The sequence below is a fragment of the Dysgonomonas termitidis genome (assembly GCF_054657735.1).
The window spans coordinates 3,945,252-3,957,616 of sequence record NZ_BAAHYD010000002.1 but is presented as its reverse complement, the minus strand read 5'-3'; the positions used below and the strand labels follow the sequence as shown (position 1 = coordinate 3,957,616).

The following is a 12,365-nucleotide window of genomic DNA, read 5'->3' as shown; positions in this document are numbered from 1 at the left end:
GGCGAAGTAGCTGAAAATGAAAATACTTTCGATACTCGACAAATATATTATTAAGAAGTTCCTGGGGACTTATATATTCTCCATTGTTCTTATTATATCCATTGCTGTCGTATTCGATATAAATGAGAAACTGGATAAATTTCTGGATAAAAAGGCTCCGTTGACAGCGATAATATTTGATTACTACGTCAACTTTGTGCCCTATTATACGAACCTCTTCAGTGCCCTGTTTGTATTTATAGCCGTTATATTTTTCACATCCAAACTGGCGGATAATTCCGAGATTATCGCCATGTTATCGAATGGGATGAGTTTTAAACGGCTGATGAAGCCATATATGATATCGGCGGGAATAATTGCGGTCTTTTCATTTGTTCTCAGTAGTTTTATAATCCCTCCTGCCAATGTAACCCGTATCAAGTTTCAGAACAAGTACGTCAGGGATAAGAGTGTGGAATACGCTTCAGGGATTCAGCTTCAGGTGGATAAAGGTGTTATTTTATATATAGAGCGGTTCGATAATAAGACGAAGGAAGGATATAACCTGTCTCTCGACAAAATTGAAGATAAGGAACTTAAATCACGTCTGACAGCCCAACGTATAAAATACGACAGCGCGTATCACTGGGAACTGTATAATTATAAGATACGGGAACTGGAAGGCATGAAAGAGATAATCAGCAACGGGGATAAAATAGATACGACCTTGAATGTTGTGCCCAGCGATTTTCTGATATCTGTAAACGATTTCGAGCAAATGACCACTCCCGCGTTATATAAATATATACAGCGGCAAAAAGATAAAGGTATTGCGACGGTGGGCGAGGTGAGTATCACTCAGTTCGAGATTGAATTTCACAAACGTTTTGCTTCTGTATTTTCCGCGTTTATCCTCACTATTATCGGGGCTTCTTTGTCGGCCCGTAAAGTGAAAGGTGGTATGGGGCTTAATATCGGTATCGGGTTGGGGCTTAGTGTATCATACATTATGTTCCAGACGGTCAGTTCGTCATTTGCCGTATCGGGGACTATGCCTGCGTGGCTTGCTGTGTGGATTCCCAATCTGGTATTTATCGCGATAGCTGCATATCTGTATTCCAGAGCTCCGAATTAAGAGTTAAAAATATATACATATGAGTACTGTAAATTATGACCTTAGTAAGATCAAGGCATTTATATTTGATGTAGACGGGGTTTTATCTCCCGATTCCATTCCCTTGTCTCCTGAGGGTGAGCCGATGCGTATGGTGAACATAAAAGACGGGTATGCCATAAATCTTGCCGTAAAACATGGATATGGCGTAGCGATCATTACAGGAGGCGATACGGAGGCTGTAAGGCTGCGTTTCTCGCGCCTGGGGATAAAATATATCTATATGAAGTCGAAGATTAAAATACATGACTTTAACGACTATATACAGAAGACAGGTTATAAGCCGGAAGAGATTATGTATGCAGGAGACGATATACCAGATTATCATGTAATGCAGTCGGTAGGATTACCTGTTGCCCCGGCAGATGCCGCACATGAAATAAGAAGTATAGCCCGGTATATTTCACATTTCAAAGGAGGGCATGGAGTTGCCCGCGATATAATCGAGCAGGTAATGAAAGTACATGGTAAATGGATGAGTGAGGAAGCTTTCGGCTGGTAGCAATTGTTTGTCTGTCAGTTCATTCTGTGAATGTTTTCGCTTATTAGCCTATATATTTCCTTTATTTTCTTGTCCTCGATCATTTCCATGTGCTTATCAATGATATTCTTGTCGTAACGGATAGCGGGGCCGGTTTGTGCTTCACCGGGAGTTAATGAATGTACCTTCGATGCGGTTTCATCTATCAGAGGCAGAGCTACGTCAAAAGGAAGATTTATTTTTTTCAGGAACAATTCGGACAGAGTGTACATATGATTCGTGAAGTTACAGGCAAATACCCCTGTCAGGTGTATATATTTCCTGTCTTCGGACGATAGTTCTGATACTTTATCGGATAGTTGACTGGCAATAGCTTGCAATGTATTCAGAGTACAGGCATCGGATGCTTCTATGAAAACAGGAATATCAGGCCAGTCTACGATCCTGTCTTTACTGAATGTCTGGAATGGGTAGATTACTCCATAGCTGCCTGTGTATTTGCTGAATATATCTAAAGGTACGCTTCCCGCGGTATGTATCCATATGCCATCGTTTTTTGGTAATTGAGAAGCCATACTGTCCAGTACCGAATCTTTCACCGAAAAGATATACAGGTCGGCATCGTTGATTACCGAAGCTATATCGGAGACAGGAATCGCATTTACTCGCTCAGCTAAAGCAGATGCAGACTCCAGAGTGCGGCTATATACCTGTATAATATCAAAGGATTTTCTATACAGTTCTGTAGCAAGATGGGTAGCTACATTTCCGGCACCTATGAATACAACTTTCATCAGTTCTTCTTTGCGGTCAGTACCATTGCTACTCCTGCAATAATAAGGCCTAATGGGACTATCAGGTTGGAATAATTACTTAGCCAGCCGAAGAACAAGTCGGCATTAAGAAGGATACCTATTCCGAGGAATATCCAGCCAAGGATCTTTTTGGGTTGTGTTATCAGGAATACGATTCCTCCTATAAGGAAGAATACACCGACACTGATAAGTTTTTGTCCGTAAGGTATCTGCCTGAGAAACCCTAATTTGTCCAATAAGAATAATACCCCGAAAATGAGGATGGTTATTCCGTAAGACAGACGGTCGTTGGACGCTTTATTCGAACTTGTTGCCATAATATTATTCGGCTAATTGGTCTATATTAAATTTACCGATATGTATCTTTTCCCATTGCAGCTTTTCTTCATCGAAAGGCGGTCGTTCCTGGGCTTTGTGTCCTATTGCTATTACAGATAAGACCTGGAGTTGCATCGGGATATCGAATAGTTCTCTGATATATTCATCCGATGGGGTATCACTCATCGTGTATCGTTCACGGACCTGTATCCAGCAACTGCCCAAGCCCAAATCTTCGGCCTGTAGCTGTATCATAATGGATGCTATGGACGAATCCTCTATCCAGACATCACTGGTAAGAGGGTCGGCCAGCACCACAATAGCCAAGGCGCATCCGGCAATCAGCCTGCTGCCCGATTTTTTACAGTACGACAATTTATCCAGCATTTCCTTATCTTCCACCAAAAGGAATTGCCAGGGATTAGCACTCTTGGAGGCGGGGGACATCAATGCGGCTTTCATTATTATCTCCACCTGTTCCGGGCTAATCGGTTCTTCCGTGAATTTACGGGTACTGCGCCGGCTTATTATCAGTTGTTGAAAATCAGTCATAAGAATATTTATTCAGCGTCTGGTAAGACGCTCTATTTCGTCACCAAGTTCTTCGACACTCTTAACACCTTCCGTGCTGTTACTGCGGAGTAGTATATTCAATGTCTGCATGATTAGCTTTACATCCAGAGCCAGAGAATAGCCATTGATATACAGCAGGTCATATTTTAGTTTATCCCTTACCGAAGTATTGTATTTACCTTGTACCTGCGCTAATCCTGTCAGCCCGGCTTTTACCCTGTGGCGTAAACCGTATTCTGGCATTTCTTCACAAAACTGTTTAACGAAAAATGGACGTTCGGGACGTGGCCCGACAATACTCATATCTCCAATGAGAATATTGAATATCTGAGGGATCTCATCCAGGCGTGTCGCTCTCAGTATATGTCCCAGTCTGGTGATGCGTTTATCCACATCCTGAGCTAGTACAGGGCCGGAAATGGCTTCGGCATTCTCAACCATTGTCCTGAATTTGTATATTCTAAATACCTTATTGTCACGGGTTATTCTTTCCTGTATATAAAAAGCTGAGCCACCTCCTATTTTTAAGGACAGATAAACAAATACAAACGGAATGAAAAATATAACGAGTGCTATACTCCCTAAAAGAACATCGATGATTCTTTTGGTTGTTTCACTTCCTTGTGAAAGACCGAATTCCCTTACATCTAATACGGGGGAATCGTCTATTTGCAGGAAGTTGGCATTAAACTGGAGTATTTCCAGATTTTTTGGCTGGTATAAGACCGTATGATCGTTTTCGACACAGTAAAGTATTATTTCCTGCTTCAACGATTCTTCGACGTCTTCAGTAATAAACGTAATGTCGCATTCGTCAATAAGTTCATATACTTTAGAATATGTGGGGGAGCAAACATGCTTGATCTGCGACCACATTCCTTTCGATTCCAGTAGCTTGTAAGCCAGAGCCTGAGACTTTTCATAACCGATAACCAGCACCGATTTCCCTTTGTTTACCCGGAAATACATGCGGCTCGCGAATAAATGCCAGAAGGTTATAACTACGAGCTGAAAGATGGTTCCGGCTAGAAGGATACTCCGGGGGAATGCAAATTCCCGGATAAAGAAGCTGATAGCCATTGTTGTAAACAGGAGCGAACCTACAACCAGAACGACCGTGTAGCCAACCCCGAAAAAAGTAAAGTCCTTAGGCTTGTCAAGCTCAAATATATGGCTTAGAATAAGATAACTGACAATGATAAAAGGAATACTTGCTTTAAAAGCATTATAGTTAAGTGTAAAATTATCAAGAGTATCTTTGAAAAGATAAAAAGCTAAGATATATGAGCCGTAAATAACGGCCAAATCTATCAGGGGTATTATAATTCTATATCCTCTGTATCCGAATATCTTTTCTAAAATCTTATTCATTCAATACAATATTATTCAAAATTATTCAAACAATTTGAATAGGATGCAATCTCTTATTTCTTTTTCCCTTTTCCTTTAGTCTTGGCTGCTTTTTCTTCTGTAGAGTTTACTATCTTCATCGATGCTTCAAAATCGAGACTTTCAGGCGCGGTGCCTTTCGGTATTTTGAAGTTATTTTTCTTGTATGCTATATAAGGGCCATAACGACCATTTAATATCTGTAGATCGGCATCTTCGGTAAATGTTTTGATAACCTTTTCTGCATCTTTTTGCCGTTTGTCGGTAATGAGGGGAATAGCCATGTTTATGTCTACGCTAAAAGGATCGTATCCTTTAGGCAGCGATATAAACTTGCCGTCATGCTTAATATACGGTCCGAAGCGGCCTGTGCCCACACTGACATCTTTACCTTCAAACTCACCTATTGAACGGGGTAGTTCGAATAATTTCAAGGCTTCTTCAAGAGTAATGGTGGCAATTGACTGAGTCTTTTGCAGACCTGCAAAAAGAGGTTTGTCCGTATCTTCCTGAACTCCAATCTGCGCCATAGGCCCGAATCTTCCGATCTTTACAGAAACCTGACGGCCTGATTTAGGATCGATACCCAGTATGCGTTCTCCTATTTTATGGTCGGTTTGCATATTGGTTGCCGATTCCACGACCGGATGAAATACCTTGTAAAACTTATCTATCAGCTTAGTCCAGTTTTCTTCTCCTTCGGCTACCTGGTCAAATTCTTTTTCCACATTGGCAGTAAAATTATAATCCAGTATGTCAGGGAAGTATTCTGTTAAGAAGTCATTGACCACCATCCCTGTATCGGTTGGGATCAGTTTTCCTTTATCGGTTCCTGTTATTTCGGTTTTTTCGGAATCTGTTATTTTATTTTTTTTCAGAGACAGTATATTGTACCGGCGTTCTGTACCCTCTATATTTGATTTCTCTACATATTCACGGTTCTGGATTGTGGAAATAGTCGGAGCGTAGGTAGATGGGCGACCTATGCCCAGTTCTTCCAATTTACGGACCAGTGAAGCTTCACTATAACGGCTGGGACGTTGTGTGAAACGTTCCATAGCGATACTTTCCTTCATATCCATTGCCTCTTGTGGTTTTACCGGAGGTAACAGGCTACTTTCGCTGTCAATGTTTTCATCGTCTGTTCCTTCAAGATATACATGCAGGAATCCATCGAATTTGATAACTTCACCGACAGCCGTAAACTTCAGTTCTTTATTGTTGGATATGCCTATTGTTATAGTCGTCTTTTCTAATTCCGCGTCTGCCATTTGAGAAGCGATGGTACGTTTCCAAATAAGATCGTATAGTTTCTTTTCCTGAGCCGTACCGGATACTGTATGCTCTGACATATATGTCGGGCGAATGGCCTCATGGGCCTCTTGCGCTCCTTTGCTCTTGGTAGAGAACTGGCGTACTTTCGAGTATTGTTTTCCGTAAACGGATTCTATTTCATTTCTTGCAGTATTGATAGCCAGTCCCGATAGGTTTACCGAGTCGGTACGCATATAGGTGATCTTTCCCGATTCGTATAGCTTCTGGGCTATCATCATGGTCAGCGATACCGGGAATCCCAGTTTGCGGGAAGCTTCCTGTTGTAATGTGGATGTAGTAAACGGCGCTGCCGGTGATTTTTTCATCGGTTTTGTTTCCACGTCTTCTACTTTAAAACTGGCTTCTTTTAGTTTCTCAAGAAAGTCAAGCGCTTCTTCCTTTGTTTTCAGGCGTTTGCTTAATTCTGTCTTTATTTCAGTTTCAACACCGTTTTCTTTCTTAATGAAAACAGCTGTGACACGGTAAGACGCTTCGGTCTGGAACGCCTGGATCTCACGTTCACGTTCTACGATGAGCCTTACTGCTACAGATTGTACCCGTCCTGCAGATAGGGCAGGTTTAACTTTACGCCAAAGCACGGGCGATAATTCAAAACCGACAATACGGTCGAGTACCCGGCGTGCTTGTTGTGCGTCCACAAGATTAATATCTATCTGGCGGGGATTTTCTATTGCATGGAGTATCGCATCCTTTGTTATTTCGTGAAATGCGATTCTTTTTGTTTTCTTCTCATCAAGTTTCAATGTTTTGAACAGATGCCAGGATATGGCTTCTCCCTCCCGGTCTTCATCGGAAGCCAGCCATACAGTATCGGCTTCTTTGGCAGCCTTTTTTAGCTCGTCTACCACTTTTTTCTTGTCACTCGGAACTTCATACAGTGGTGTATAGCCGTTCTCCAAATCTATTCCCAAGTCCTTCTTTTTCAGGTCTCTGATGTGTCCGTAACTGGACATCACTTTAAAATCTTTGCCCAGAAACTTTTCTATGGTCTTGGCTTTGGCAGGAGACTCAACAATTACTAAATTTTTTTGCATATATTAAGGCTTATCTTGTATTATCAGAATGAATTAAATTATTTTCTATCCAGAAAGTTATTTTTTTCTAATTGAACCGCAAAAGTAATGATTTTGTTTTAAAAAGCAGAATAAAAAATTTTGAACCCGAATAAACGTCTGAATATTTAAGCAGATAAGGCGTATTTTAACTAAAAGATAACAAACTCAACGCTTTTTGTCTTTTCTTATTTTTTATTGTTCTGAAATAATAACCTGGTGCTTTTATAAGTATCGATAATTTAATCCGGTAAAAATGCTTTGAATTATTGGTTGACAGAATACTTTTTTTATTCATTAAATATAACGGGTTCGGCACCGATTGTGAAGTTGGAGAATCCGGCTCCTTCAAGCTTGTGTTTGAATACTATCTCTTTTACTATGGGGATGAAAGTTTCATAATCGTATATGATAAAGTCAATATATGAAAAATGAAAGCCTGTAGCGCCACCCAGACTGTTAGCTATACCACATGGGATAACTGTTGCGGCAATTTTATCTTCTATTTCTCCTCTGAAATTAACAACATTTTCTCTGGGGATGTTTATGTTTTCGAAGAAAAGGAAACCGAAAATGACCCCGTTTTCTTTAGCTTCGTCAAACCGTTTATTTTCTCCGTTATAATAGTCGTCTAACAGGGGTGTGCATGATGTATAACCTGAAAATATATCTTCGCGCAATTTCCATCCTTCATCCTGGTTCGGTTCCATCCTGTATCCGCTGTATATTTCGCATGGATTATCGAACTTTGGCCAGCCGTATTCTGAAATGGCTCTGTCTATAAATGATTTCAGGGCGGCGATAGCCGAAGTCCTTTTCTTTTGTTTTTCCTGTACAAAATGAATATAACCGATATATTCCATCGTATAGAGTTCTCCTATAAACTGGTCGAGATAAATAAAGAACATTGAATAACGGTTGTTCTCATCCAGCTCCATAAGTTTGGGGCTGTACAATTCGATGTTTATTTTACTTTTATCGCTGTCTATCTCCGGATAGACGGTTATATCGTCTTCTCCGATTCTAATATCGAACATTTCTATTATGGCACCCGGTTCTCCATGAGCTGGCTTTGTCGAATAAAAATTCCAGTATTTTAGTAGATGTTGCGGTGCTTGTTGGAGCCAGTAATGTAACAGCATCAGCCGGGTGCGGTCTCCTTCAGGCGTTAATATAAGTTCATATTTACCCTCATTGTTCATCCCCATTTCGAAATAAACTTTATTGAAAGCAATTTGTAAAACACTGTCTACAAAATTAAGGAGAGTCTCTCCCTCAACTTTGTTATCCATCATTTCCCTAATTTGGTATTCTTCTTCCGAAAAAGATTTCCAGAATTTAGTCACCCTGTTTTTAAAAAAATCTTGCATATTTGTGTTTATATAATATTCTGAACCACTGGCCAAAGATAGGTATTATAATTTAAATGTTAAAATATTGTTGATTTTTTATAACCCAATATTGATAACATTTAGTGGTATTTAAGTAGCAGAATGAAACATTGTGTGTATGGCTTGATATTCTATTTCTGGTACCAGAAGTTAAAATGCTGTTAAAACCCATTGTTATGGCTTTTTCTGTTTTCCATCCCCATAACCGTTTATCCACAAACTCATTTTTTTAGAGCAGATGTTACTTTCTAATTTGTTCCTGATTTATGGGAACCAGGCTTCTCTTTCTAAATAAATCACAATTATATATTGTAACATATAACACATAATTTATAACTCATAACTTTTTACTATCTTTGCCCTCAATTTTTTTAATGTATGTTTTATACACACTATGAGTAAGCAGTTTTCAGAATACAATCGGTTTAACTTGTCCGATATCAACAAAGAGATATTGGAAAAGTGGGATAAGGAGAACATATTCCAACAAAGTCTGGATGTACGCGCTGGGGCCCCGTCGTTTGTTTTTTACGAAGGACCTCCATCGGCAAACGGAATGCCCGGTATTCACCATGTAATGGCACGTGCAGTAAAAGATATTTTCTGCAGGTACAAGACTATGAAAGGCTTTCTGGTGAACCGTAAGGCCGGATGGGATACGCATGGCTTACCTGTGGAACTTTCTGTAGAGAAGAAATTAGGGATAACCAAAGAAGATATCGGTAAAAAAATATCGGTAGAAGAGTATAACAACGCTTGCCGCAAGGAAGTGATGAAATACACCGGAGAGTGGGAAAACCTGACTCGTATTATGGGATATTGGGTAGATATGAACGACCCTTATGTAACATACGACAGCCGTTATATAGAAACGCTTTGGTACCTGCTGAACGAATTATATAAGAAAGGATACCTTTATAAAGGATATACTATACAGCCTTATTCTCCCGCTGCGGGTACAGGGCTCAGCACACATGAATTGAACCAGCCCGGAGCATACCGGGATGTAAAGGATACCACTTGTGTAGCTCAGTTTAAGATCAAGTCGCCAAAAGCGGAGATGTCTCAGTTTGGTGATGCTTATTTCCTCGCATGGACTACTACTCCGTGGACATTGCCTTCGAATACGGCTTTGGCAGTAGGACCGGATATCACTTATGTCGCTGTTCAGAGTTACAATCCGTATACGGGCAATAAAATGACTGCTGTGCTTGCAAAATCGCTTATGTTCAGTATGTTCAATGAGAAGGCAAGAGATATCGCTTTGGAAGACTATAAGCAGGGAGATAAACTGATACCGTATAAGATAGCGGGAGAGTGGAAAGGGGCCGGTCTTGTAGGCATGGAGTATGAGCAGTTGATACCGTGGATGAACCCGGGCAATGGTGCATTCCGTGTACTGACCGGAGATTTTGTAACTACAGATGATGGTACCGGTATCGTGCACATAGCCCCTACTTTTGGTGCGGATGACGCCAGGGTTGCCAAAGAAAATGGCGTACCGGCCATGTTGCTGTTGGATAAAGATGGCAACCAGCGACCGATGGTAGACCTTACAGGTAAATACTTCCGTCTTGAAGACATCGATCCTGAATATCTGAAAACGAATGTAAATGTAGATTTATATAAAGAATACGCGGGTCGTTATGTGAAGAATGAATATGACGATACATTGCCTGCCGATGCCAATACGCTCGATATAGACCTTAGTGTAATGCTCAAGCTGGCTAATCAGGCCTTTAAGATAGAGCGCCAGGTGCATAATTATCCGCACTGCTGGCGTACGGACAAACCTGTATTATACTATCCGCTGGATAGCTGGTTTATACGTACTACGGCCAGTCGCGAACGCTTAATGGAGCTGAATGAAACTATCAACTGGAAGCCTCAGTCTACGGGTACAGGCCGTTTTGGTAAGTGGCTGGAAAATCTTCAGGACTGGAATCTGAGCCGCAGCCGTTATTGGGGTACGCCGTTGCCTATATGGAGGACAGAGGATGGCAAAGAGGAGAAATGTATAGGCTCGATAAAGGAACTTTATGCAGAAATGCAAAAGGCTGTCGATGCAGGATTTATGAAAGAAATCCCCTGGAAGGGTTTTGAAATAGGAAATCTGGACAAGGCTAATTATGAGAAGATAGACCTGCACCGTCCATATGTGGATAATATAGTATTGGTTTCGGAGTCAGGCAAACCGATGAAACGTGAGGCTGATCTTATAGACGTATGGTTCGATTCGGGCGCTATGCCCTTTGCACAGGTGTTTTATCCGAATATAAGTGAAGAGGAGTTCTCGAAGGTTTATCCTGCCGACTTCATAGCAGAAGGGGTTGACCAGACTCGTGGATGGTTCTTCACACTGCATGCCATATCTACAATGGTAAAGGACAGCATATCATTCAATAATGTTGTTTCCAATGGGCTTGTACTGGATAAGAATGGTAATAAAATGTCTAAAAGCCGTGGAAACGGAGTCGATCCGTTCTCTACAATCGAAAAATATGGTTCCGATCCGTTACGCTGGTATATGATAACCAATGCTTCGCCTTGGGATAACCTGAAGTTCGATATAGAAGGGGTAGAAGAAGTACGCCGTAAATTTTTCGGAACATTATATAATACTTATTCGTTCTTTGCATTATATGCCAACGTAGATGGTTTCACTTTTAGCGAAAAGCTGATACCTGTAAGCGAAAGACCGGAGATAGACCGTTGGATAATTTCTCTGCTGAACACACTTGTAAAAGATGTGGATGAGTATTACGAAACATATGAGCCAACAAAGGCCGGACGTGCGATCTCTGATTTTGTGAACGATAACCTGAGTAACTGGTATGTTCGTCTGAACAGGAAACGTTTCTGGGGTGGCGAAATGACAAAAGATAAATTGTCCGCTTACCAGACGTTATATACATGTCTTGAAACAGTTTCAAAACTGATGGCTCCTATTTCTCCGTTTTACTCGGATAAACTGTTCTGCGATCTGGTATCAGTGACAGGAAAGGAAAAAGCGCCATCGGTGCATTTGTCGGATTATCCGGCTTATGACGCTTCTGTTGTGGATAAAACCTTGGAAGAACGTATGCAGATAGCGCAGGATATATCATCGGCAGTATTGGCTCTTCGCCGCAAAGAAAGTGTGAAGGTACGCCAGCCGCTTATGCAGATAATGATACCTATCCTCAACGATAAACAGGAACAGGATATAGAAGCCGTGCGCGACCTTATATTGAATGAGGTGAATGTAAAAGAGCTTAAATATGTTGGCGGTTCGGAAGGTATTTTTGTGAAGAAAGTAAGACCGGATTTCAAGAAACTGGGGCCTCGTTATGGTAAGATAATGAAGCAACTGGCTGTTGAGGTACAGAATATGCCGCAGGATGCAATTGCCGCGTTTGAAAAAGAAGGCAGCTATACTTTCGATGTGGAAGGGCAGACAGCAACGATAGAACTGGCTGATGTAGAAATAATATCGGAAGATATACCCGGCTGGCTGGTCGCTGGTGCAGGGAAGTTGACAGTGGCGTTGGACGTAACCGTAACCGAGGATTTACGAAAAGAGGGTATTGCCCGTGAATTGGTAAACCGTATACAAAATATTCGTAAATCGAGCGGTTTTGATATAACAGACCGGATAAACATAATAATATCTGATAATGAGCAGATAAGGAGCACGGTGTCAGAATATAAAGCGTATATTGCGTCGCAGGTACTTGCTGATAGCATAGAGCTTGCTGATGTGAAAAACGGCCAGGAAATAGACATGGATGATTATATTTTACAGGTGTCTGTAGATAAAGTCAGATAAAAGGATTATCTTTAATAAAATTAAAAACAGGATGTTTAACTTTTAAAACG

9 protein-coding genes are annotated in these 12,365 nt (G+C 40.9%); 3 read left to right on the top strand and 6 right to left on the bottom strand.

Annotated elements, in window-relative coordinates; translation table 11 throughout:
- The first annotated feature begins 16 nt into the window (after positions 1–16).
- Positions 17–1,114, top strand: a complete 1,098-nt coding sequence (locus tag ACYQ3L_RS20540) for an LptF/LptG family permease (RefSeq protein ID WP_379999803.1) — start codon at positions 17–19, stop codon at positions 1,112–1,114.
- Between the two features lie 19 nt (positions 1,115–1,133).
- Positions 1,134–1,655, top strand: a complete 522-nt coding sequence (locus ACYQ3L_RS20535) for a KdsC family phosphatase (protein WP_379999805.1) — start codon at positions 1,134–1,136, stop codon at positions 1,653–1,655.
- Positions 1,656–1,669: 14 nt separating this feature from the next.
- Here the strand turns inward: ACYQ3L_RS20535 and ACYQ3L_RS20530 are convergent, their stop codons facing one another.
- The 6 genes from ACYQ3L_RS20530 to ACYQ3L_RS20505 all read right to left on the bottom strand — a co-directional run bounded on the left by ACYQ3L_RS20530 (position 1,670) and on the right by ACYQ3L_RS20505 (position 8,486).
- The gene (locus ACYQ3L_RS20530; RefSeq protein ID WP_379999807.1) at positions 1,670–2,428 is read right to left on the bottom strand and encodes a Rossmann-like and DUF2520 domain-containing protein; all 759 of its coding nucleotides are present in this window, start codon (positions 2,426–2,428) and stop codon (positions 1,670–1,672) included.
- On the bottom strand, positions 2,428–2,766 hold the full coding sequence (locus ACYQ3L_RS20525) for a LiaF transmembrane domain-containing protein (RefSeq protein ID WP_379999809.1): 339 nt from the start codon (positions 2,764–2,766) through the stop codon (positions 2,428–2,430). The genes ACYQ3L_RS20530 and ACYQ3L_RS20525 overlap by 1 nt, the downstream gene beginning before the upstream one ends.
- Before the next feature lie 4 nt (positions 2,767–2,770).
- A complete protein-coding gene (locus tag ACYQ3L_RS20520; protein WP_379999811.1) occupies positions 2,771–3,319 on the bottom strand; it encodes a nitroreductase family protein in 549 nt (182 codons plus the stop codon).
- A 12-nt stretch (positions 3,320–3,331) separates the two neighbouring features.
- Complete coding sequence (locus tag ACYQ3L_RS20515) at positions 3,332–4,711, bottom strand: sugar transferase (RefSeq protein ID WP_379999813.1); 1,380 nt, start codon at positions 4,709–4,711, stop codon at positions 3,332–3,334.
- A 53-nt stretch (positions 4,712–4,764) separates the two neighbouring features.
- The gene (gene topA / locus ACYQ3L_RS20510; RefSeq protein ID WP_379999815.1) at positions 4,765–7,098 is read right to left on the bottom strand and encodes a type I DNA topoisomerase; all 2,334 of its coding nucleotides are present in this window, start codon (positions 7,096–7,098) and stop codon (positions 4,765–4,767) included.
- Positions 7,099–7,406: 308 nt separating this feature from the next.
- Positions 7,407–8,486, bottom strand: a complete 1,080-nt coding sequence (locus tag ACYQ3L_RS20505; protein WP_379999817.1) for a hypothetical protein — start codon at positions 8,484–8,486, stop codon at positions 7,407–7,409.
- Between the two features lie 415 nt (positions 8,487–8,901).
- Here ACYQ3L_RS20505 and ileS point away from each other — a divergent pair, with 415 nt between their 5' ends.
- Complete coding sequence (gene ileS / locus ACYQ3L_RS20500; RefSeq protein ID WP_379999819.1) at positions 8,902–12,315, top strand: isoleucine--tRNA ligase; 3,414 nt, start codon at positions 8,902–8,904, stop codon at positions 12,313–12,315.
- Positions 12,316–12,365: the final 50 nt, after the last annotated feature.